This window comes from Moraxella boevrei DSM 14165 (assembly GCF_000379845.1).
Lineage (GTDB): Bacteria > Pseudomonadota > Gammaproteobacteria > Pseudomonadales > Moraxellaceae > Faucicola > Faucicola boevrei.
Genome location: NZ_KB903811.1, coordinates 77,150 through 99,181, shown reverse-complemented (window position 1 = coordinate 99,181; position 22,032 = coordinate 77,150). Strand labels below are relative to the sequence as shown.

At 40.9% G+C, this 22,032-nt stretch carries 19 protein-coding genes; 8 read left to right on the top strand and 11 right to left on the bottom strand.

All coding sequences use genetic code 11. The features are described from left to right. Positions 1 to 72: 72 nt before the first annotated feature. From A3G3_RS0112190 to A3G3_RS0112150, 9 genes are all read right to left on the bottom strand, one after another. Positions 73 to 840 carry a tRNA threonylcarbamoyladenosine dehydratase gene (locus A3G3_RS0112190; protein ID WP_019520804.1) on the bottom strand — a complete coding sequence of 256 codons (768 nt, stop codon included), beginning with the start codon at positions 838 to 840 and terminating at the stop codon, positions 73 to 75. 18 nt (positions 841 to 858) lie between these two features. Then, the gene (locus A3G3_RS0112185) at positions 859 to 1,713 is read right to left on the bottom strand and encodes a TatD family hydrolase (RefSeq protein ID WP_019520803.1); all 855 of its coding nucleotides are present in this window, start codon (positions 1,711 to 1,713) and stop codon (positions 859 to 861) included. Next, positions 1,713 to 2,120: a type II toxin-antitoxin system VapC family toxin gene (locus tag A3G3_RS0112180; protein WP_019520802.1), complete on the bottom strand. Its 408-nt coding sequence runs from the start codon at positions 2,118 to 2,120 to the stop codon at positions 1,713 to 1,715. Before A3G3_RS0112180 ends, A3G3_RS0112185 begins: the two co-directional genes overlap by 1 nt. After that, entirely contained in the window at positions 2,117 to 2,392 is a 276-nt protein-coding gene (locus A3G3_RS0112175; protein WP_019520801.1) for a hypothetical protein, read from the bottom strand. The genes A3G3_RS0112180 and A3G3_RS0112175 overlap by 4 nt, the downstream gene beginning before the upstream one ends. Before the next feature lie 23 nt (positions 2,393 to 2,415). After that, entirely contained in the window at positions 2,416 to 3,237 is an 822-nt protein-coding gene (locus A3G3_RS14165) for an RsiV family protein (protein ID WP_019520800.1), read from the bottom strand. Between the two features lie 59 nt (positions 3,238 to 3,296). Then, the gene (locus tag A3G3_RS0112165) at positions 3,297 to 3,794 is read right to left on the bottom strand and encodes a hypothetical protein (protein WP_019520799.1); all 498 of its coding nucleotides are present in this window, start codon (positions 3,792 to 3,794) and stop codon (positions 3,297 to 3,299) included. Positions 3,795 to 3,804: 10 nt separating this feature from the next. After that, entirely contained in the window at positions 3,805 to 5,043 is a 1,239-nt protein-coding gene (locus A3G3_RS14160) for a FlxA-like family protein (protein WP_019520798.1), read from the bottom strand. Between the two features lie 204 nt (positions 5,044 to 5,247). Further along, a complete protein-coding gene (locus A3G3_RS0112155) occupies positions 5,248 to 5,475 on the bottom strand; it encodes a YheV family putative metal-binding protein (protein ID WP_019520797.1) in 228 nt (75 codons plus the stop codon). 11 nt (positions 5,476 to 5,486) lie between these two features. Continuing rightward, positions 5,487 to 7,604, bottom strand: coding sequence for a M3 family metallopeptidase (locus A3G3_RS0112150; RefSeq protein WP_019520796.1), 2,118 nt, complete (start codon positions 7,602 to 7,604; stop codon positions 5,487 to 5,489). Positions 7,605 to 7,899: 295 nt separating this feature from the next. Between A3G3_RS0112150 and A3G3_RS0112145 the strand changes: the two genes are divergently transcribed. After that, positions 7,900 to 9,405: a cation:proton antiporter gene (locus A3G3_RS0112145; RefSeq protein ID WP_026213042.1), complete on the top strand. Its 1,506-nt coding sequence runs from the start codon at positions 7,900 to 7,902 to the stop codon at positions 9,403 to 9,405. An 82-nt stretch (positions 9,406 to 9,487) separates the two neighbouring features. Here the strand turns inward: A3G3_RS0112145 and A3G3_RS0112140 are convergent, their stop codons facing one another. Both A3G3_RS0112140 and efp read right to left on the bottom strand, forming a co-directional pair. Next, positions 9,488 to 10,723 carry a toxic anion resistance protein gene (locus A3G3_RS0112140; protein ID WP_019520794.1) on the bottom strand — a complete coding sequence of 412 codons (1,236 nt, stop codon included), beginning with the start codon at positions 10,721 to 10,723 and terminating at the stop codon, positions 9,488 to 9,490. Positions 10,724 to 10,875: 152 nt separating this feature from the next. Further along, positions 10,876 to 11,445: an elongation factor P gene (gene efp, locus A3G3_RS0112135; protein ID WP_019520793.1), complete on the bottom strand. Its 570-nt coding sequence runs from the start codon at positions 11,443 to 11,445 to the stop codon at positions 10,876 to 10,878. 163 nt (positions 11,446 to 11,608) lie between these two features. Here efp and epmB point away from each other — a divergent pair, with 163 nt between their 5' ends. The 7 genes from epmB (at position 11,609) to A3G3_RS0112095 (ending at position 22,029) form a co-directional block, all read left to right on the top strand. After that, on the top strand, positions 11,609 to 12,700 hold the full coding sequence (gene epmB, locus A3G3_RS0112130) for an EF-P beta-lysylation protein EpmB (protein WP_019520792.1): 1,092 nt from the start codon (positions 11,609 to 11,611) through the stop codon (positions 12,698 to 12,700). 212 nt (positions 12,701 to 12,912) lie between these two features. Next, the gene (locus A3G3_RS0112125) at positions 12,913 to 14,667 is read left to right on the top strand and encodes a hypothetical protein (protein ID WP_019520791.1); all 1,755 of its coding nucleotides are present in this window, start codon (positions 12,913 to 12,915) and stop codon (positions 14,665 to 14,667) included. A 380-nt stretch (positions 14,668 to 15,047) separates the two neighbouring features. Further along, positions 15,048 to 17,219, top strand: coding sequence for an EAL domain-containing protein (locus A3G3_RS0112115; protein ID WP_019520789.1), 2,172 nt, complete (start codon positions 15,048 to 15,050; stop codon positions 17,217 to 17,219). Between the two features lie 26 nt (positions 17,220 to 17,245). Then, positions 17,246 to 17,698 carry a c-type cytochrome gene (locus A3G3_RS0112110; protein WP_019520788.1) on the top strand — a complete coding sequence of 151 codons (453 nt, stop codon included), beginning with the start codon at positions 17,246 to 17,248 and terminating at the stop codon, positions 17,696 to 17,698. 196 nt (positions 17,699 to 17,894) lie between these two features. Further along, complete coding sequence (locus A3G3_RS0112105; RefSeq protein WP_019520787.1) at positions 17,895 to 18,893, top strand: AAA family ATPase; 999 nt, start codon at positions 17,895 to 17,897, stop codon at positions 18,891 to 18,893. 29 nt (positions 18,894 to 18,922) lie between these two features. Then, positions 18,923 to 19,939 (top strand): DUF58 domain-containing protein, encoded by a 1,017-nt coding sequence (locus A3G3_RS0112100; protein ID WP_019520786.1) that lies wholly within the window; start codon positions 18,923 to 18,925, stop codon positions 19,937 to 19,939. After that, on the top strand, positions 19,936 to 22,029 hold the full coding sequence (locus tag A3G3_RS0112095; protein ID WP_019520785.1) for a transglutaminase family protein: 2,094 nt from the start codon (positions 19,936 to 19,938) through the stop codon (positions 22,027 to 22,029). The genes A3G3_RS0112100 and A3G3_RS0112095 overlap by 4 nt, the downstream gene beginning before the upstream one ends. The last annotated feature ends 3 nt before the right edge of the window (positions 22,030 to 22,032 follow it).

Here is a 22,032-nt window from a genome sequence, read left to right as displayed (position 1 = left end):
ATTTGCAAATTACATACCAACTTTTAAAAAAATTTAGAATTGTCAAAATAATTTTTATAATATAATGAGTTTTTAAACCATTTTTAAGGCCTCGGCCACCATCGTCATGCCCACAACTGAGGTGACGACAACAGCGGAACCATAGCCACCACAATGTAAGCCCCCTGTTTGACACGATTTATCCACGATTGGCACTTGGGTAGAATACACGCATTTGATGCCAAATTTTTCTTTTAACGCCCGATTAATGTCTTTTTCACGCAGTTTTTGGCGTAACTTGGCAAGTAATGGGTCTTGATATGTGTCTTTTAAATCGCTGACCGTGATACAGGTTGGGTCGGTTTTACCGCCTGCACCGCCTGACATGATGAGCTTTAATTTGTTAAAACGGCAATGCAACGCAATCGCCAGTTTTGCATTCATGTCATCTACGCAGTCTAATACGACAAGCTGTTTTCCCTGTTGTCGTAAGGTTTGGTGGCTTTCTTTATTGGGAATGAGCGATGTTATATTATCTACAGTTAAAAAGTCATCAATCAAGTTTAATCGGATAAGTGGATTAATTTGTACGATACGCTGTGCCATGGCTTGGATTTTGCCTTTACCAAAGTTACTATCGATCGCAGGAAGCTGACGATTGACATTACTTGCTACCAACACGTCCATATCAATCAACGTAATTTCGCCCACGCCTGTGCGTGCCAAGCCTTCGGCAACCCACGAACCCACGCCACCCACACCAATCACAATCGCGTGGAGTTGTTCAAATTTGGCAAAATTATGCTCGCCATATAATTTTTTTGTGCCTGCAAATCGGCGGTCATATTGTAAATCGGTCATTTTTGTCTGTCTAAGAAACTAAATATTCATTTTAGCCAAATTTGGCAAAACATGGATACTATTTTGCCAAAGTTTCTCGGCAAGTTTTTGTTTATCTATGTCTAATAAACTACTTAACGCCTCTAGTACAAAGCGTAAATTGGCAGGTGTGTTGCGTCGTCCGTGCGACTGATGACAACAAATTGGGGTAAAATCAGGGCAATCTGTCTCAATCACAAGACTGTCAACGCCTACGGTTTTTACCAACTCTAGCACGGTGGTTCGCAGTTTTTTGGCATTTGGATTAGTAATCTGTCCTGTAATCCCGATTTTAAAGCCCAAATTGACAAATGCTTTTGCTTCTTGAATACCCCCACTAAAGCTGTGAGCGATACCGCCGTGCTGAAACTTTTGCTGTTTTAAAATCTGCAACGTATCGGCGTGAGCCTTGCGAATATGCAGTAGGGCAGGTAGTTTGTATTGAGTAGCTATGCTTAATTGTTTAATAAAAAAATCTTGTTGTTTGGCATAATTTTGCGGTAATTTCATTTCATCGCTAAAGGTGTCCAAGCCAATTTCACCCATCGCAACACTTTGATATTGTTTAATAAATTGTTCCAAAAGTAACAAATCATTTTCATCATGCTCAGTAATATAAAACGGATGCAGACCAAATGCCAAATGCGCGATAGGGCTAGGTTTGTGGGCTTGGATAAAGCCGTGGATTTGGGTTTGACACGTCACCATTTGCCCAAAATATTTTGCTAAAAATCCGATTAAAATCAGATGTTTAACGCCATTGTCAAAAGCAAGTTTGGCTTGCAATTCTCGGTCAATGTCAAACGCTGGTACATCAAAATGGGTGTGGGTGTCTATGAGTTTTAAGTTTTGCATTAATTTTCCATTTGCCAATCTTGCCATGCTAACGGCGTTACTCGGCTAAATTCTTTGACATTGTGGGTGATGACGATTTTGTCATAATACAAAGCGGTACTTGCGATAAGTACGTCATAAGCCCCAATCGGCGTGCCTTGTTTGGCTAAATTTGCACGAATTTCCCCTGAAATTTTTGCAATTTGCTCGTTAAAAGTGAGTATTGGAAACATTTTGCTAAAACTTTCAACTTTTGCTAAGTTTTTTGCAACGTGTTGGCTTTTATAAGCCCCATAAAACAATTCCATAATCACAATGTCGCACAAATAAATATCCGCTAAATTTTGCGTAATTTTTTGTTGTAAAGGCTCGGATTTGCCATTTAAAAATAAAATGCAAGCATTGGTATCTAACAAAAAACCTGTCATAGCAAAAATTCTCTCTCGGTTGGCATGGGTTGCTCTCGCTCAAAATCCCCTTGCCAACTGCTAGCCAGTCGTTGTAATTGGGCTTGTCTTTGTTGCAAAGTTAACCCATTTACTAGATTTTCTTTAATATTTTCATTAGATTTTTTAAAATAATCCATAACATATAATTGTGGACGAATGACCGCTTGAATAAATTGGTTTAAATTGTCTTTGCCAACTTTTTGGAGCAAATCTTGGTATAAATTATCATCAAAATCTAAGGTAACTTGCATGATTATTTCCTATTATTTTATGCTTAATCTAAATATTCCGCTTTTATAATTCCACTTAAATCTTTGTAATTTAACTGAATTTCTGGCATTCCCATAACATACGGCGTAATTTCGTATGGCTGATACAAAAAGGTAATGCCACTTTGGTCAAATTGAAAATTATCAGTTACAAAAAATTCCCAAGTCTCGAATTCTTTGGGGTCAATCTCATGTTTGCGTAAATAATTTTGGTATTCAGCGTGCAATTTTTGTTTAAGTAAATGTTGTTTATTGGGCAAAATAATGTCATCAAGGCTCAACAATTTTTTATTTTTCATGTCAAACGCATAATAATGCTCCCACACCATGCCGTGAGCCCCACCTGTGTATTGGTCGGTAAACACGCTAAACAGCTCCAAAGTTGTGCCATTTTTTAGCGATTTATGTCCCAAATACGTTGGTTGTGATGACACCGAAAAGCGTAATGCTGTGCCTTCTTGCTCACGCAAAAATTCAGCATTTTCCTGCACCACGCTGTCAATCGCCACGTTTAACTGATTGATAAGCCCTGCTTTCGTCGGATTTTTATTGGCAAAAAACGCTTGCCACCGCTTATTTTCTGCACTGTCTTTGTCATAGCTGAGCAACGCCATATTGCCGATAATGTCTTTGTTAATCTGATTATCTAGCCAATCATGCCCTGTATTGATAAATTGATATTCAATGCTCGGACATTTGTCTTGACACTTGCTGTAGTAATCCTTGCTCTCAAAATAAGCAGGACTGACGTAAAAACTCTCGGCAAAACTAGGCACACTTAACAAAGCCAAACTGTTAATCAATAACAAACGTTTTAAAATTTTCATAAATTTTCTTATTTATCAAAAACTTGCATTACTAAAAAGTTATTAAACATACTCAAAAATCAGCGATAAATCACCGCATTTAAACTACTAACAGGCTGTAAATATTGTTCCAATAACGGTAAAATATCATGCCCAAAATCACCGTTATCAGGTAACATCAACGCATCATCTGCCAACATCGCCACTCGCCGAAGTCCATCATAACGCCCCCGGCTTTGTAAAATCGGTTCGAACTGTTGTAAACAAGACTTGATAAAAGTTAAATGCGGAGCAGTTTCGGCAAATTCGGTAATCGCCATTGCCACGATAAATTTTGGGCGAGCGGTTGCACTGGTAACACTCATGCCTGAGATGTCTTTTATTTCATAAATTAAATTTTGTCCAAGTTCCAACTCGCTACGTTCACAGGCTTGGCGGTAAGTCTGATAAAATTCAGGATATAGCATCTGCGTGCGAAGTAGCAAGCGATGACGAAAAATGCCCGACACAGGGACGGGCAAAATTAACGCTTGGTAGCGGTCTTGAAACAAGGCTTTTTTATCAGAAAAAGTCAACATACAACGACGATTATTGAGCTTTACCTGTTTTTTCTTGGGCTTTTTGCTGTTCAAGTTGAGCAATTTGCTGTTCTAGTAGCTTGATGCGCTCTTCTTTTTTGCTAGATAGCTCATTCATCATTGCTAGTTGTTCTTCAATGATTTTTTCTTGTTCCGCTAATTGCTTGGCTTGCTCTGCCAAACGGTCAATCTCTTCTTTGGCAAGGGCAGGGTCTTCAGGGGTTTTCGCGTTTAAGATTTCTTCGGCAGTTACCACAGGTTCAGTGCTTGCAACTGTTGGCGTTGATGCGGTGGCACTTGCGGTTGCTTCGGTGGTGTCAGTTGCTGACGTCGCGCTTGCGGTTGCACTCGTAGTACTCGCCATGCTACTTGCGGTAGCTGATGCCACTGACGCCACAGGTTCTGGTATTGGAGCAGGGGTGGCAACAGGTGCTGGTGTTGGGGTTGGCTCTTCACTACCGCCCATTTGGTTCATCAAGAACCATGCCAATGCTCCCAAAATTACGACGGCTAATAAGGCGTAAATTAAGTTGTTATTCTTTTTGCCTGCAGTTTTTGGTGATTTTACCAAAGTGGTTTTATCGGCTGATTTTGCATTTTTGTCGGATTTTGCCCCAAATAATGGTTTTTTTGCAGGTTTATCTGCTTTTGGTGTGGCAGGTTTTTTATCGGCTTTTTTACTACCAAGACCGCCAAATAGCGATTTTTTTGCAGGTTTTTTAGGCGTAGCTGGCGTGCTTGGCGTTGGCGTACTGTTATTTGCCATACTTGCCACCCCTGCACCGACCGCTCCTGCAACCGCCGTTGGGGCGATTAAATCGTTTAAATCCAAATCATCAATGTTATCAGAAATGCCATCAGAGCTTGGTGTTGGGGCTTTGTTTAGCTGATTATCTGCAGTGAAGTCAGGCTCGTTAAGGCTTGCCACATCTAACTCAGGCGTGCTTAAATCCATGTCCGCCACGTTATTTGCTACATTGTCTGTGGGGTTATTTGTCCCTGCAGGGTCGTCAAAATCAAAGTCGTCAAAGTCTACCGTAACGTTGCCATTATCAGCAGGTGGCGTTGGTGTGGCTGGTGACTCCGCCATCATGTCCAAATCAAACGCATCTAAATCTAAGGCGTTATTATCCAAACTGCTGTCTAACGCATTGGTGGTTGGCGTTTCGCTTAAGTCTAAGCTGTCTAAATCTAATGCGTCTAATGAAAATTCGTCCATTGGGTCTTGGTTACGGTTGATGTCGCTCATAATTTTTTACCAATTTTTAAAATTTTGTGAATAAAAAACTCGTTATTACAAGTTTTTGCAATTATGTCATACTATAGCAAAAAACAGTAGCATTTAACAATATTTTGCCTAAATTTTAGGATAAAATGAAACAATCTTTTACTTAAAGGATAAAACTCAAAATTTTATCAACTTTTGTTTATTTTATTTTAGTCTATTTCCGATTTATTTAAAAGTTACCACGCCGACATCATGGGCATTTTGCTGTTGAATGACAGGCAACTGGCCAGGCGTGGGTCGGCGTTCAGTGTGTCCGCACGCCACGCATTCAATGTATTCATCAGGTATCGGCTCAAAAACTTCTACTTGAACGATTTTGTCGATTTCGTTACATCGTGGGCATTTTACCCCTGCCAAAAATTGGCGTTTGGGGCGGTTAGATTGGTATCGCATGATTTTTCCTTTTACCACGACTGCGAATTTTTCACATCGTCACTCAAAATTTCTTCATAAAAACCCGAATGACGCAATAGGGCTTCAATATCCGCAGGGCGTTCACGAAATGCTTCAAAATTCTCTTTTGCCGTGCGAGAACCACCTTTTGCCAAAATTTGCTCACGGAATTGCTTGCCCGTTACGGTGTTAAAAATACCGTCTTGCTCAAATTTATCGAAGGCATCTGCCGACAAAAGTTCCGCCCATTTGTACGAATAATAACCACAGGCATAACCCCCTGCAAAAATATGGCTAAAACTGTTGGCAAAACGGTTATAGTCGGTGGTTGGCATCACGGCAATATCATCTCGCACTTGGTCAAGTAAGGTTAGCAAGCCTTGATAATCAAGGGCTGGCGTACTAGCGTGCAACAACAAATCAAACAAGGCAAATTCAAGCTGGCGTAACGTCTGCATACCGCTTTGGAAGTTTTTGGCGTTGAGCATGGCTTGCAACATCGCCATGGGCAACGGTTCGCCTGTGTCCACATGACCGCTGATTAACGCAATCGCATCGGCATGCCACGCCCAATTTTCCATAAACTGGCTTGGCAATTCTACCGCATCCCATTCCACGCCATTCACGCCCGCTACGTCAGAAATACTGACTTCGGTCAAAAGATGATGCAAGCCATGTCCAAATTCGTGAAATAATGTCAAGACTTCATCATGGGTTAGCAAGCTTGGTTTGTCGCCAAGCTGTTTATTAGAAAGTGGGGGCGTAAAATTGCTCACCATAAAACAAACGGGCAACTGTTGATATTGATGTTCGGCATTTTGGTAACGAGCTTGAAAACCGCTCATCCACGCACCGCCACGCTTGCCTGTCCGTGCATACAAATCAAAATAAAAACCACCTATAAGTGTTTGATTTTCATCAAATAATTGGTAAAAGCGTACATCGTCGTGCCAACGTTGTACCTCAGCGGTTTTTTCCACGATAGCAATACCGTACAACCGTTGAACAATATTAAACAAACCGTCAATCACTTTTGGCAGTGGAAAATATGGACGTACCGCTTCTTGCGACAGGTTAAACTTGCGTTCACGCACTTTTTCCGCCAAATAAGCGGTATCCCACGGTTTTAGCTCGTCAATATCAAACGCTAAGCCTTCTGTTTGCAAAGTTTTTAAATCGGCTTTAGCATATGGTATGGCTTTTTTGGCTAAATTTCGCAAAAACTGTTCCACCGTTGCCACATCGTCCGCCATTTTGGTGGCAAGCGACACTTGAGCAAAATTGTCAAAGCCCAACAGTTTGGCTTTTTGTTCACGTTTTGCCAAAATTGCTGTCATAATTTCGGCATTGTTAAATTGCGGTTGTTCGCTGTGTTCGGATGCACGAGTGACATACGCCTTGTATAGCGTTTCTCGCAAATTTCGGTCATCGGCATAGGTCATTACCGCCAAATACACAGGCATATCAAGCGTTGCGACATATTGGGTTGGGGTGGTTTTTCCTGTTTTTTCGTGGTAGCGTTCGCCTGCATCTTTGAGTAGGGCAAGGGCAGATTGTGGCAATCCTTTTAATTGATTATCAAGTAATGGTAAAAAATAACTTTGAGTTGCATCTAATAAATTATCAGAAAATTTTGCCGATAAGGTAGAAAGTTCGTTGGCTAATTTGGCAAATTCAGCTTTTTTAACATCGTCCAACGCCACGCCTGATAGTTTAAAACCTTGTAGTGCTAATTGTAACGCCCGCTTACGAGCAGGTTCTAATTGTTTAAAAAATGCTGTATCATCAATTACTTGACGATAACGACCAAACAAAGCTAGATTTTGCCCAACTTTTGTACCGTATTCGCTGACATTTGGCAACATTTCATGGTGCAACGCACGGATTTCGTCATTGCTGACCACGCTATTTAAATGCGACAACAAGCCCCAACTGCGGTCTAAAGCGATATTCACGTGTTCAAAGGCGGTAATATCGTTCAATGCTTGTTGGCTGTTTTTTGCGGTCGGCTCGTCATTGAGCATGGCTAAAAATGCTGTGCCATTTTCTAATGCATCATTGATATGTTGTTGTAATTGTTCAAGTTTTAGTTGTTTAAAATTAACGAGATGTAGATTTTTTGTTGGCATCAGTTGTTTTCCTAATTATTCATTGTAAAAATTAAGGTTAAAAATTAATCGCACTTTAACAAAAAATCACGCATTTTTCAATTTTGCTTTAGTAAATGGAACGATTGGTTTTAGTCTTCACAATCTGTTAAATTTGATTAGAAATAAAGCAAAAAATGGCAAAAAAAAGCATAAATTGGTTGCAATCTTTAATGTTTCGTTACATAATAGAAAAATTCGTTAACTGGCGGGTTTTTGCCTTTTTTTATTGTTTTTAAGCGTTTTTTATGATTTTTTTGCTAAAAAGTTGGTAATTATGGGAAATTTTTTCTTATTACAAGTCTTGGTTGCGGTATGTTCGCTATCGGTGATTACCACCATGTTTAACAAGCGGATTTTGGGCTTTCCACAGGCGATTGGTGTGCCGATTGTCTCGGCAGTGCTTGTATTTATTTTGCAGTGGAGTGCCAGCTTATTAAACGGCAGTGAGTTTATCACGATTAACATTCACCATATTGAAGAAGCGGTTAAAAAGATTAATTTTTACGATTTTTTGATTAATGGGGTGATTTGTTTTATTTTGACGGCTTCAGCGTTAAAGTTTAAGGTGTCGGATTTAAAAAATTATTGGAAACCGATTGGCATTTTGGCAAGTTTAGCACTAGGCTTGTGTGCGGTGTTTTTTGCAGGCTTGATGTTTGGTTTTCAATGGTTGTCTAATCATGTGATTCCCATGAGCATACTGTTACTACTCGGTGCTGGGCTTGGGGCAACTGACCCGATTGGTATTAAGGGCGTGTTAAGTTCGGTAAAAGCCCCACACCACTTGATGATTAAGCTAGAAGGCGAGTCGCTGTTTAACGATGCGGTGTGTATTGCGTTGTTTATGACGATTTTGGGTGTGATTAAAGGTGGTGAGTTTAGTGCGTTGGGAATGTTCAAAACCCTTGGCTATGAGATTGTGGTAGCGGGTCTGATTGGGTGGTTTTTTGGTCAGGCGGTGTTACGTATCTTGGCAGGCAAGCATGAGATGGAGTCGCTGATTTTGACAACGGCATTTTTGGCGTGTGGCTCGTATTTGGTAGCGTTGTACGCCCATGCGTCTGCTCCGATTGCTTGCGTGGTTGGCGGTTTGATTGTGGGTAATCGATGGCATAAAATCCGTAGTCAAGAGGAGATTGATGAGATTAACCATTTTTGGCATGCCATTGAAGGCATTATTAATGCGTTTTTGTTTACCTTGATTGGGCTTGAGCTATTTATTTTGGATTTGTCGGCAAGTCTGATTTTTGGTGGTATTGTGGCGTTTGTGTGTTTGCACATTGCCCGTTTTTTGGCAAATTTTTTATCCTTTGCCCTATTTCCACACTTAAAAAAATATAGCTATAATGGAAGTTTGACGATTTTATCATGGGGTGGGGTGCGTGGTGGCATTTCACTGGCGTTGATTTTATCTGTGTCAAATGTGCCACAGTTACAGCCATATAGTGCGTATTTGGTCGGATATACTTTTATTGTGGTACTGTTGTCGGGTGTGGTGTGTGGTTTGGGCTTGCCTGCGGTGATGAATGCGTTTTATCATAATCCGAATGCACCGACCACAGGCTTTGCAGGCTGGTATCAGCGTGCGGTCAATCGTTTTAATCGCAAGGGCTTCAAATATGTGATTGGTGAAGATGCGAACGGCAACGAAGTGATTAGCCGTTATCAATCTGCCCCAAAAATTATCCAAGACGACCCGTGTGCGGTGGGGATTGCCATTCCACAACCGTCCATTGACACCGATGGGCATGATGAATTAAAAGACCCGAAAAGTTTTTAAATTGGTCAAAAATTCATAAAAAAAGGTAAGTTAATTTTAACTTACCTCTTTATTTTGCTTAAAATCTTTTGTTAAAAATTTATCAAATTTTCACATCACCTAATTGTTTATCATCAATTTTTAACTGCGTGCTAATGTCATTGATGGTTTGGCGGTTGGCTCTGTCCAGATAATGTTGGGCTTTGTCAACTTCATTACTCAAGCTATTCACGGTTTTTTGCATATTGTCCAAGGCTTGATGTTTAAATTTATCAATCGCATCCATGGTTTCATAAATATGATTAAACGATTTTTGTAAACTTTCTAATTGGACGCCACTGGTGCTGGCTTGTTCATGCAGTTGTCCTGTTTGGCGTTTGAGCATGGCGGATGTGGCTTCAATCAAGCTACTGGTTGTGGTGTTCAAGGCGTTAATTTGGTCTAATACCAGCTTTTGGCTATTCATGGCTTGGGCGACCATGACCGCCGTGCGTAACGCAGAAACCGTGGTGGTCGTGGCTCTATCCACCCCTTTTATCAGCTCCAAATTATTTTTGCGTATCATGTCAAGGGCGAGATAACCTTGAATGTTGACCGCTAATTGGGTGAGAAAATCCATGTTTTTTTGCCGTACATAAAACAACATTTCTTCTTTGACAATCCGAGCTTTTTCAGGGTCGGTGGCTTCGAGTTGGTAGATTTTCTGTTCAAGCTGTTCGTCAATTTTTTTGCCAACATAAATGTATTGACGCAAGGACTGCATCATTGTCCACATGGTTACTTTTTCTTGCTCAATACTGGCGTTATCTTTGAGTAGCTCGTCCTTCCCATGATACAAACTTTCAATAATCTTGTTAATATGGCTCTGTGAGCTTTCATATTTGCGAAAATAATCTTGGACTTTGTTGCCCATGGGAATAATGCCCAAAAACTTGCGACTACCTGATAAAGTGCTTTGTTTGCTTGGGTCTAAATCTTCCACAATGCCACGCAACTCGGTCAGCGATTTGGCAATCGGTGAATTATCAAACAAGGTTTTATCCATGGTTTTGGCAGGGCGGTCTAGCATTCGGTTAGAAATTTGGGCAGACGCTCGGATTTCGGCATTACCAAGCTGATGAATGGCGTTGACTTTGTCGTTAAACGCAGGGCTTTGTACAGGATTTGCTAATACATTTTGGATAAATTCATTGACTTTGGCGTCCAGCTCTGGCACTTTTGTTTGGTCAAGTTTTACCATACTGTCGGCTTCATCATGAGAAATGTTGCTGACGGCGGTTGGAGCTTCTAGAGTGATTGGCGGTGTTTGGGTTAAACTGTCAGGCGGGGTGAGTTGCATAAGATACCTGCTAAAACTTAATAAAATCTAAGGTGAAATTTTTAGCAGTTTAGCACAACTTTTTGGTGAAAATGTAGTTTTTTGCAATCTTTTTATATAAAAAAAATGACAACCAAGTCGTTGTCATTTTTTTATTAAGTGAAAGCTAAAAATCACACACGAGACAAATATTCACCAGTACGGGTATCAACTTTCACTTTTTCGCCTTGTTGTACAAACAATGGCACACGTACCACCGCACCTGTCTCTAGCGTGGCAGGTTTACCACCACCGCCAGACGTATCGCCTTTTAAACCGGGGTCGGTTTCAGTGATTTCTAGCTCAACAAAGTTCGGTGCAGACACGCTTAATGGCACGCCATTAAACAACGTAATGGTACACACTTCATTGCTATTTTCTTTTAACCATTTGACCGCATCGCCCATCGCAGTTTTGTCTGCTTGTAGCTGTTCAAAGCTCTCTGGGTGCATAAAATGCCAAAACTCACCATCGTTATACAGATAGTTCATTTCGGTATCCACCACGTCCGCACCTTCTAGGCTATCGCCTGACTTAAAGGTGTTTTCTAGTACTTTACCCGTTTTTAGGTTACGCATTTTCACACGGTTAAAGGCTTGCCCTTTACCGGGTTTGACATATTCGTTTTCCAAAATTGAATATGGGTTGCCATCTAGCATGACTTTTAAGCCAGCTTTAAATTCATTGGTTGAGTAAGAAGCCATAAACTTTCCTAACAAAAAAGAGAAATAAAATCGTTTAGTTGTAATTGACTTGTAAAAAATTACAAACACAATATAATAACCAATTTTAACCACGATTTCAAATAATCCGCACCAAAAATTGTACAAAACTCAAAAATAATCAGATAAACCAACGGAAAAATTTATGCCAAACCTGCCAATTCACATTACTAATATTACAGACGATAGCCCAAATTGGCAAAGCAATTGGAAAAGCGACTTTGTCAATACCATTAATGACAAGCAAAGCTTGGCAAAAATGCTCGATTTGCCTGCAGATTTTGTTGAAACAGTCTTTGGCGAAACAGACGAAAAAAATGTTGGTGAAAAAATGAGCGATTTTCCGTTAAAAGTCCCACAAAAGTTTGTGAAAAAAATGCAAAAAGGCAATCCAAACGACCCCTTATTATTGCAAATTTTACCCACCTTTGCCGAAACAGTACAAACGGCGGGGTTTGTTACCGACCCACTTGCGGAAAAATCTGCCAATCCTACCAAGGGCATTATCCACAAATACCGCTCTCGGGTACTGATGCCGATTACAGGGGCGTGTATGGTGCATTGTCGCTATTGTTTTCGACAGCATTTTGATTATCAAGAAAATTTACCTATTGCAGACGATTGGCAAACTATTGTTGATTACATTGAAAAAAATCTTGATGTCAACGAAGTGATTTTGAGTGGGGGTGACCCCTTGTCTTTGAGCGATAGACGCTTATTTGCGGTTTTAGATACCTTAGAAAATATACCGCAAATCCGCACCATTCGGCTACATAGCCGAGTGCCTGTCGTCATTCCCAATCGGCTTGACGATGCGTTGCTAAAGCGTCTGTCGTCAAGCCGTTGTCAAATTGTGTTGGTCATTCATGCCAATCATCCAAATGAGCTAGATGATGAGACGATTTCTTATTTACAACGAGCAAAACTGGCAGGAATTGCCTTGTTAAATCAAACTGTTTTGTTAAAAAATATTAACAATGATGCTGATATTTTGGCAAATTTAAGTGAAAAACTGTGGCAAGCAGGTGTCTTACCGTATTATTTGCACGTTTTGGACAAAGTGGCAGGAGCAAGCCATTTTTATATTGACGATGCCGAAGCGGTGGCGATTTATTGGCAATTATTGGCAAAATGTGCAGGTTATTTAGTGCCAAAGTTGGTGCGAGAAACGCCGAACGAGCCGTTTAAAACGCCGATTAATTTGTATGAACAGAACCAATCTATTTTAAGCGATTGATTTTATTTAGGGTTTTTTAACAAGTTTTTAATAACAATTTTACAACCAAAAAACGTTAGATAGTAGTAACATTTTTAACAAAAGTTTGCTAAAATTTAGCGTTTATGGACAATTTTTTGTAGTTGATAGGCTCTAAGTGGTAGGCTAAGGTAATGGTAGGCTAGGGTTAACTTTAACAAAGTATAACTTACCAAAAAAGTAGGAATTGCACTATGATTAATGATAAAAATTTGGGTGATTTTTTAAGAAAATCAAGCGTTATCGCCAGTGAAAACATCACGCTGATGATTGGTAATGGCGGTGAAAAGTTGGTGGATTGGCAGATGCACTTTAACCGCTTAAATATCGCGGAAATGTATGCGTCTTATCAAACGGTGATAAATCAGCTGATGCGTGCGGAGATTGATGAATATAGACGTTTGGAGTTGTTTGTTGCGGTCAATAAAGTGGCGGAGCGGTTGATTGCCAGTTTGCATCAGATTTATAAAAATCAATCAGGGATTTTGGACGAGAGCCAGCAACAAGCCTTGGATATGACAATTTCGGTACATTATTTGGGCGTGATGTTTTATAACAGCGTGTGGCAACGAGTGGTGGCAAATCCACAGCTTGCCCAAAAAAAAGGCATCGGTTCGTTACTTGGGCTAGGCGGTGGAAAATCTGCAGATGAAATTGTCAAACAATGCCTCTACGGTATGATGAGTCTGCTTCGTCAAGCGTTGTTTGAAAAACAAATCGGCTATCGCAAAAATACCGAAGTGATTTGGCAATGGCTGAATGCGTGCTATCATTTTATGCTGAGCAATCACTGGGAAAATGTGGCGTATCATTTGCCGTTATTTGGGCAGTCAGGTATGGCAAATGGTAAACCTTTGACAATGCAAGCGGTATATCATCAATGTTTGTTTAGTGAAGTGGTTAACCCGTCTGCCTGTCGCCGTCCTGATATTTTGATGTGGCAAAAAATGAGTAACGATTGGCAAAAAGAGCTGATTGTGACGAGTGAGTTGGCGGAGAAACCGTATTTATTTATCAACTTAAAATCCAATCAGCCACCACAGTTATTGCACGCAGGCGTGGCGTTTAATCCATTTTCTAAAGACAGCGAATGTTTGTTTATCAGTTTTTCAAAATTGGTTAATACCTTGCAACAAGTGATTGTAAAATCGCAACACAGCGACGATATGGAGGATAAAATCCAACAGCGTTTTGCCAAAATTATGTTGGAAAATATTAAAAAACAGTTAACCACACCTGAAAAACTAGGCGGTGCATCAGGCAAATGTCAAGCGGTGGTCGGTTTTTATCATATTCATTATATGTTGGCAAATAAAACAAGTCTAGGCAATCTCATTCAAGCCAATGAGTTGCCAGAACGCCTACGTCCACGTAGCCAACCGCAAAATCAGCTGAATAAATCGACTTTGGTGGATGTGGTAGAAGCCAATTTTCATCAATACCATTTAACCAATCCCATGGTGTACAATCAAACCGTCGATGTGCAACACAGCTTACACCGTAGTAGCGAAATGACAGTGTTAAGTCAACTGCAAGTTGGCTCAATGGTGGCAACCCGTTTGGCAGATGACCCAAATAAAACGTGGCAATTAGGCTATGCTGAAACGTTGGAACAACGTCCAAAAACTAACCAAATCTTTGCCGAAGGTCAACAAAAAGTCCTAGACGTTGATGTGATGGTGCGTTTGTTTGGGCGTGGGGTGATACCGTGTGGCGTGCGGTTACAAAATGCAGGCACGCGTCCACAGCATTTTGTTCCTGCGTTAATGATTCCTAAAAATACCGAGTTTAACCGCCCTGTGACTAGCATTCTGATGGCCCGTTTTGGTTATCAACTGGATGAAAAATTGATTATGCGAATTGACAATAAAGAAGTAAATATTCGCTTAACCGAACGATTAAATATGACTGATGACATAGAAGAGTACGCTTTTGTCCGTGTACAATAAACGTGTGTTTGGATTTTAACGAATTTGGTCAATAAACCTATAAAATCAACCTTTTAAACCGAAAAAATAAAATTGTGTTAGGCAAAAAGTCCCAACTTGATTTATAATGGGGCTTTTATTTTTTATAAGATTGGTTGTTAGAACCTGTATTCATAACATTTTTGCAATGAAAAATGCGATAAATTGCCCGCTTTTTAAGGAAAAAACGCAGGTTGATAGTGATTCTATCAAGCAAGTTTTTGACGCAGAAAAGCAAGATTTAGCCAATTTTCATGCAAAAGCAAACTTTTATTTATTAATTTTACAACAAATTTTAATTGCGTAAGGTTGTGAATACAGGTTCTTACTAACAACTAATTTTTGTCAATTTTGGAAATGGTATGAAACAACCTGATAACTTAAATTTATTGATTATTGATGACAATCAGCTATATGCCGAACAATTGATTGATGTTTTAGAAGAAAATTATTATAAGAAAGTAATTTTAGGCTTTTTGGATGATAAAGAAGAGCTGTTAAAATTATTGCGTCAGTCGTGGGATGTGCTTGTTATGGGCAAGGCGTATGATTTAAATGTACCACAGGTGGTAAAAATCATCCAAGAGCATGCGTTAGATTTGCCAATGATTGGCCTTATTCCAGAAAATGGTATCAATGCAAAAACCCTTGATGCCAAAGAACAAACCAAACTTGAAATGGTGCAAGATGGTGATAAAACCGATGTCGCCTTGCCGTTGTATGAGTATTGGGGTGCAGTCGATGCTTTACCAAAAGACCGTGTTATGGAAATGGCATTACGGATATATCAAGAACACCGCCAACGGTGTTTTCGTGATGATTTAACCAAACTTCGTCAAGTGCTAAAAGATGCTGAGCAACGTGCTAATATTTTGATTAAAAACTCCAAGAGTGCGGTTGCCTATGTGGAAGAAGGTTTGCACATTTATGCCAATGAGCCGTATTTAGAAATGTTCGGCTTTAAGAGCATGGACGACTTAATGGGTGTGCCAATCATTGACTTGATTGCCAGTAATAATATCAAAGATTTTAAAACATTTTTAAAAGATTTTGAAAAAGGCAACCGTAAAAACGTGGAATTTCAGTTTGAGTCGGTGCGAAAAGATGGCTCAACCTTTGATGCAAAATTACAGCTGGCAGCGGCGACCTACGAAGGTGAGCCATGTCAACAAGTAATTATCCAACCTGATGAGAGTAATAATGCCGAACTTGCCAAAAAATTGGCACAAATGGAGCGGATTGACCAATTAACAGGTATCTTTAACCGCCGTGGTTTTGAACAAGTGTTGACCAGCATCCGTGAAGCCGTGGTACAAAAAGGCTTGTTGGCAGGCGTGTTAAGTGTGCGGATTGATGATATTGGTAAAATCAACTCAAGCCTTGGTATTCAAGGCGTGGACAGTGTCGTGATTGCCATTGCAAACTTGTTAAAACAAAAAGTCGCCACGATTGTCGGTGAAGACAAAGTGGACAAAGGCTATGTCAGCCGATTTAGCGATAGTCAATTTATGTTGATTTTGCCAAATATGCCACAAGAACAGGTGGAAGACTTGGGCAATCAAATCGTCGCACAAATCGCTGAAACCTTGATTGAAGTTGGTGCAAGAACGGTGAAAACCACGGTTACTGTGGGTGCGACCATGATTAACAACACATCGCCTGAAGCCCCTGTGATTATTGATCGTGTGATACAAGCGATTGGCTTGGCACTCAAAGACAATGCGGACGGCAATGTGTTTTATCTGTATGACCCGTCTGCCTTTGCCAGCGAAGACGATGCGGTACTGTTAGAAACCTTGCGAAACGCGATTGAACACAACAAATTTACCTTGATGTATCAACCGATTTATGACGTTGAACGTGATATTAGTAACCTATTTGAAGTATTCTTGCGTTTACCATTAGCCGACGGTACGCTCATGACACCCGATAAATTTTTGCACGTTGCCAATGAACACGGTTTAATGGATAAAATTGACCGTTGGGTATTGATTAATGCGTGTAAAAACCTTAAACGCTATCGTACTGAAGTAGATCCAACTGCTCGTATCATGGTGCATTTAAGTTCGGCATCATTGACGGACGAAAGTTTGCCAGCCTTTGCCAGTAAATTATTACAAGCGGTCGGCGGTAGCGAACCAGGGCGTATCACACTCCAGTTTAGCGAAGCGATGGTAAACGACTATATGGCAATGGCACAAAAACAAGCCGAAATGTTAAAACAAGTCGGCTGTGATGTTGGTTTATATAGCTTTGGTTCAGCAGTGAACTCAATGGAAATTTTGGATTTTATTAAACCCAATATCGTGCGTCTTGACCGTAGTTATATCAAAGACTTGGAAAATAGCGACAACGTGGCGACCATTTCATCATTGATTGCCCAAATTCATGAACACGGTGCGAACAGTCTGATGGCATTTATTCAAGACCCTGCCGCCATGTCAGCCGCTTGGACAGTGGGGGCGAAATATTTGCAAGGTAATTATTTACAAGAACCTAGCGAAGAAATGAAAATCCAAACTGAACAGGCGTAACTGAGTAGGTATAATTAGGCATAAGCATGGTCGTGAATTTTTCAAAATTTGGTTTCAATTTAGCAAAACAACGTGCAATGTTGGCGGTGTTATTGGGAATGGCAGGTCTAACCGCTTGCCACAAACAACCGCCAACCGAGCGACCGCCTGTTGCCTTGCCTGTTTATAGCCAAGGCGATGCCACCCTAGGCAAAACCGCCTACGAAAAACAATGCAAACAATGTCACAGCCTAGAAGTCGGTAGCAATAACAAAGGCCCACAACTCTCACGAATTTATGGGGCAAAAGTGGCATTATTAAACGACTATCAATACACCGATGCGTTAAAAAATAGCCAAATCGTATGGACAGCCGAACAGCTTGAGCGTTATATTGCCAATCCAAAACAAGCGGTAAATGGTACACGAATGCGGTCTGAACCCATCGCCGATGCCAAAACCCGCCAAGATATTATTGCCTATTTATCTACTTTAAAATAGCTAAAAAATAAGTAAAAAGGATAATCAAATGGTTTATCCTTTTTATTTATCTGTTTATTCGCACGCCTACACAATCATAACACTATTTTTTAGCAAAATTTGTTAAACTAGATAAGTTTACGATACCTTATTTTTGTAAAAATTTGTCGCTTTGTTTAATTGATTGTTAATTAAATCTAAAAAAATTGGGATGACTATGAACGAGCTAAACTTAACAAGCCAAACGAACCAAATAAATCAAGAAAGCCCCAAAAGCCAAGAAATGTTACAAACCCAATTTCAAGCCATGCTTCACAGCATTAACCAAATTGTATTAGACAAAGCCGAAGTGGTGAAATTGTCGGTCGCCTGTTTGCTTGCCAATGGGCATCTGTTGCTACAGGATTTACCAGGCATGGGCAAAACTACGCTCGCTCATGCGATTGCCAATCACTTAGGCTTGGATTTTAACCGTGTGCAATTTACCAGCGATATGCTCCCTGCGGATATCTTAGGGATTTCGTTGTACAAAACCGATACAGGCACGTTTGAGTTTAAAGAAGGTCCTATTTTTTGCCAGCTATTATTGGCAGATGAAATTAACCGCTCTAGCCCAAAAACCCAGTCGGCGTTGCTAGAAGCCATGGAAGAACGCCAAGTATCGCAAGATGGCATCACCCGTGCGTTGCCCAATCCGTTTTTTGTGATTGCCACGCAAAACCCAACTCAACAATCAGGGGTGTTTGTGTTGCCTGAGTCGCAACTTGACCGTTTTTTGATGTGTTTGTCGCTCGGTTATCCTTCGCCGAATGCGGAGCGTGAGTTATTGCTTGGTACAGATAGACGACAAATGTTGGCAAATATTCGACCAATGTTAAGCATGACCGATTTGCTAACGGCTCAATCGCAGGTAAAACAAGTGTTTATGGCGGATGTTGTGGTGGATTATTTACAGCGTTTGGTTACCAAAACGCGTGAAAGTCGTGATTATCATGGGCTATCAACACGTGGAATGTTAGCGTTAAAACACGCATCACAAGCGTATGCGTATTTGGGTGGTTTTAATGAAGTGACGCCTGAAGATGTGCAAGCGGTATTTTCTGCGGTGGTTGACCATCGGCTTGGGCAAGCGTTTGTGCCTTTTAATCATTTGGCAGGTCAGATGCCTGATACGCTTGCAGGTCAGTTGTTACGCCAAGTACCTGTTATTGTTTAAAAATAATTAAAATGATTTTGTGTTGAATTATGTTGCAACATTATTTAGAAACTCGTTTTGAAAGTTGGTTTAAACGCCGTTCACCTGTGACAAAAACTGCCAAACTTAACATTCGTAACGTGTACATTTTTTTGAGTAAAGAAGGGATAATGTATGTGTTTTTGCTGATGATTATGTTTGTCGCAGGGACGAATTACGCCAATAATTTGGTGCTGGGTTTGTGTTTTTTGTTGATTAGTTTGCTTGTGATTACCATTCATTATACGTTTGCTCATTTGTCAGGATTGCAAATTAAATTGGTGGATGTTGCCAATGCAACTGAAGGCGAAGCGGTACAAATTCGCCTACAAGTGAGTAGCCGTAGCCGACAACCGCATCGGCAAATTCGCTTTACCTTTGGTTCGCAAGTCTATGATTTAAAACAACCTTTACAAGATAATGTTTCACAGCAACAGATGAACAAAAATTTACCCACTGTATTGGTCAATCAGATTTCACAACCACAAATCATTAGTTTATACGTAATGGCGGATAAACGTGGACGGTTTGATTTGCCAAAATTAACCGTCAGCACTGTGTATCCGCTTGGGATTTTGCGGGCGTGGTCGTATGTGTTTTTGGACGCTCATGCGTGGATTTATCCCAAAGCGTTGGCGTACGATGTCAAAGCCAAGCAGTTTGTGCTAACCACCGACGAAGAAGTCGCATCGCTCCAAACCCAAGCAGGGCAAGAAGATTTTGACCAGTTGGATAATTATGTGGCAGGCGAGTCGTTGGCACGTATTTCATGGTCGCATTTGGCAAGGGGGCAAGGTTTGTTATCCAAGCGTTTTGTGGATAATGTCGGTCAGCAACAAGTGCTAGATTATTACCAAATGCCCGCCACCACCCACGAAGATAAATTGCGACAATTACGCTATGGTGTGGATAAATTAAGTCAACAACAAATTGCTTTTCGCTTGATCTTGCCAAATGATGACGGTGTGATGGGGCAGGGCTTGGCATTTCAACAAGATAGCTTGTTAAGGTTGGCACAAACACCATGATGATGCAACCGATTTCTCAAAATTCTGGGCAAAATACCCACAAAAAACAAGGTTTATTCGCTAAAATTAGCGGTTTATCGGCTTTTCATTGGGTGTTGATTTCGCAGTTGTTTGTGGTGCTTCCACACGCCAAACATTTACCGAGTTGGCTTGTGGCGTATGCGTTGCTGATTATTATTGCTCAATTTGGCGTGGTACGGCGTTGGTTACCAAACTCGCTGTATCAACCACGCACCATGCGATTGGTGCAATATGTTGGGTTTTTGGGCAGTTTAGCAGGGCTTTGGCTGACGTATCGCACGGCATTGGGCTTGGATGTGGCGATTGCTTTTTTGCTGTTGTGTGCGGTGAGCAAGCTGTTGGAGCTGTATACACGCCGTGATGCTTATGTGGCGTTAACTTTGTCGTTGTTTGTGCTGGCAGGGCTGTTTTTGGTGGAGCAAGATTTGGTTACCACCGTGATTGTGGCGTTAGGCACGATGACGACTTTGTTTGCCATGATTGGTATGAATGATGATGGTACAGGGCGTTATCGAACCCTTGGATTGTTGGTGGCACAAGCCATTCCCTTAACCGTGGTAATTTTTGTGTTTTTTCCACGTTTGCCACCGCTATGGGCGGTACACATGAGTGGACAAAACCAAGCCACCACAGGAATTTCTGACAGTATGTCACCAGGTGATTTTGCCAAATTAAGCCAATCTACAGAGCTTGCGTTTCGGGTGGAGTTTGACGGGCAACTGCCAAGACGTGGCGATATGTATTGGCGTGGGTTGGTATTTAGCGACTTTGATGGCGTGACGTGGCGACCGAGTAAGCAAGCCCCTGATATGTGGTATAATAGACGCCAACAAGCCCCATTATGGCTAAATGAAACCTTAAATCATGTCAAACTACCGTTGGAAAATTTGCCAACGTATCAAGTGATTTTGGAAAAAACGGGACAAAATTGGCTGTTTGCATTGGATTACCCATTTGCCAATCAACGTGGCATTGGTTTAACCTCCGATTTCACCTTGCGTCATTGGACAGAAGTTTATCAACGCTTAAATTATAAAGTAACTTATCTAAAAAATTTACCCATAGGCTTAACCCTAAGCGATGCTGAGCGTCAGCAATATTTGCAATTACCAAACAACGGTAACAGCCAAAGCCGTGAATTTGCCAAAAATTTATACGAAAAAGTCGGCAAAGACCCAATCGCCTTTGCCAGTGCCTTAGAACAATGGGTAAATGGACAAAATTTCCGTTATACCTTATCGCCACCTGCACTACGCCAAAACCGTATTGATGAATTTTTGTTCGGTTCTCGGGCGGGATTTTGTGAACATTATTCGTCTAGTTTTGCGTTTTTGATGCGTTCGGTCGGTGTGCCTGCTCGGATTGTCACAGGTTATCAAGGCGGTGAATTAGGAAGAGATGGCAAAAGTTGGGAAGTTCGGCAAATGGACGCCCACGCATGGACGGAAATTTGGGTAGAAGGCGACGGTTGGGTGCGGATTGACCCCACTGCCTTTGTGTCGCCTGACCGTGTGGAGCAAGGTATGGACAACTTGACCGCAAGCGTGGGGGCACAAATGTTTGGCGACGGTATCGTTGGGCAGTTGTCGTATCAACAATTTCAACTGCTACAAAACGCTCGCCGACTGTTTGACCAAGCCAGTTATTACTGGCAACGAGATGTGATCGGTTATGACCAAGACAAACAAAAAAACTCGTTATTACAATGGTTTAACATCCAATCAATCTATCAACAAGTCATGTATATGGGTTTAGTGATTGTGATGATGTTGGCATTTTTAGGCTTATGGCTGTGGTATAAACGGCGTAAAATTTGGGATAAAACCGATAAATATTTGCTAAATTTGTCCCAACGTTTGGCAAAACAAGAGCGAAGTTTGGCTCGCAATGATAGCGAGGGCGTGTTACACTGGTTACAACGTATTCAAGATAACGTAAATAGTCCAGACAATATCCGAATGTTACAACAAGCCTATCGCCAAGCTCGCTATCAACCCAGAAGTGACATTGACAAACAAAATCAACAAATTAAACGTTTGACTAAAGCCATTAAACCGTTGAAAAAATAAGGT

Excerpts from the sequence above, each read along its gene's own strand:
- A3G3_RS0112190 (WP_019520804.1), bottom strand. The coding sequence starts at position 840 with ATGACCGATTTACAATATGACCGCCGATTTGCAGGCACAAAAAAATTA.
- A3G3_RS0112185 (WP_019520803.1), bottom strand. The coding sequence starts at position 1,713 with ATGCAAAACTTAAAACTCATAGACACCCACACCCATTTTGATGTACCA.
- A3G3_RS0112180 (WP_019520802.1), bottom strand. The coding sequence starts at position 2,120 with ATGACAGGTTTTTTGTTAGATACCAATGCTTGCATTTTATTTTTAAAT.
- A3G3_RS0112175 (WP_019520801.1), bottom strand. The coding sequence starts at position 2,392 with ATGCAAGTTACCTTAGATTTTGATGATAATTTATACCAAGATTTGCTC.
- A3G3_RS14165 (WP_019520800.1), bottom strand. The coding sequence starts at position 3,237 with ATGAAAATTTTAAAACGTTTGTTATTGATTAACAGTTTGGCTTTGTTA.
- A3G3_RS0112165 (WP_019520799.1), bottom strand. The coding sequence starts at position 3,794 with ATGTTGACTTTTTCTGATAAAAAAGCCTTGTTTCAAGACCGCTACCAA.
- A3G3_RS14160 (WP_019520798.1), bottom strand. The coding sequence starts at position 5,043 with ATGAGCGACATCAACCGTAACCAAGACCCAATGGACGAATTTTCATTA.
- A3G3_RS0112155 (WP_019520797.1), bottom strand. The coding sequence starts at position 5,475 with ATGCGATACCAATCTAACCGCCCCAAACGCCAATTTTTGGCAGGGGTA.
- A3G3_RS0112150 (WP_019520796.1), bottom strand. The coding sequence starts at position 7,604 with ATGCCAACAAAAAATCTACATCTCGTTAATTTTAAACAACTAAAACTT.
- A3G3_RS0112145 (WP_026213042.1), top strand. The coding sequence starts at position 7,900 with ATGGGAAATTTTTTCTTATTACAAGTCTTGGTTGCGGTATGTTCGCTA.
- A3G3_RS0112140 (WP_019520794.1), bottom strand. The coding sequence starts at position 10,723 with ATGCAACTCACCCCGCCTGACAGTTTAACCCAAACACCGCCAATCACT.
- efp (WP_019520793.1), bottom strand. The coding sequence starts at position 11,445 with ATGGCTTCTTACTCAACCAATGAATTTAAAGCTGGCTTAAAAGTCATG.
- epmB (WP_019520792.1), top strand. The coding sequence starts at position 11,609 with ATGCCAAACCTGCCAATTCACATTACTAATATTACAGACGATAGCCCA.
- A3G3_RS0112125 (WP_019520791.1), top strand. The coding sequence starts at position 12,913 with ATGATTAATGATAAAAATTTGGGTGATTTTTTAAGAAAATCAAGCGTT.
- A3G3_RS0112115 (WP_019520789.1), top strand. The coding sequence starts at position 15,048 with ATGAAACAACCTGATAACTTAAATTTATTGATTATTGATGACAATCAG.
- A3G3_RS0112110 (WP_019520788.1), top strand. The coding sequence starts at position 17,246 with ATGGTCGTGAATTTTTCAAAATTTGGTTTCAATTTAGCAAAACAACGT.
- A3G3_RS0112105 (WP_019520787.1), top strand. The coding sequence starts at position 17,895 with ATGAACGAGCTAAACTTAACAAGCCAAACGAACCAAATAAATCAAGAA.
- A3G3_RS0112100 (WP_019520786.1), top strand. The coding sequence starts at position 18,923 with ATGTTGCAACATTATTTAGAAACTCGTTTTGAAAGTTGGTTTAAACGC.
- A3G3_RS0112095 (WP_019520785.1), top strand. The coding sequence starts at position 19,936 with ATGATGATGCAACCGATTTCTCAAAATTCTGGGCAAAATACCCACAAA.